The sequence below is a fragment of the Mesorhizobium sp. M8A.F.Ca.ET.202.01.1.1 genome, from assembly GCF_004791595.1.
Classification (GTDB): Bacteria; Pseudomonadota; Alphaproteobacteria; order Rhizobiales; family Rhizobiaceae; genus Mesorhizobium.
The window spans coordinates 1-317 of record NZ_SRUN01000194.1 but is presented as its reverse complement, the minus strand read 5'-3'; the positions used below and the strand labels follow the sequence as shown (position 1 = coordinate 317).

Sequence of the window (317 nt, the reverse complement as noted above, 5' to 3'; positions counted from 1 at the left end):
GCCGAAGCGATCAACGCAACCGGCGTCCGGGTCTATCGCACTCCCTCGGGCATGGACGTGTCCCGCCAGCTCCTGCCTCTCGCCCTGAAAGGCCTGACCCGGGCGCAGGAACATCTTCTGGTGCTTGGCCGCCAGAACGCGATCGAGCGCGTCGCGGCCTTCCTGGTCGAGATAGAGCAGGATGCCGCCGCCGTTCTCCGCCATCCACTGCACGGTCTCGCGGAGCTGGTCGCCGCAATCGCATTTCAGCGAGCCGAACAGGTCCCCGGTCAGACAGGCCGAGTGCAGACGGACCGGCACGGCGGCCGAAAGATCGG

Annotated in this window: 1 pseudogene; it reads right to left on the bottom strand. The window is 67.5% G+C overall.

The features are described from left to right. A pseudogene (locus EN845_RS36565) lies at positions 1 to 317 on the bottom strand (hypothetical protein); the annotation flags it as partial.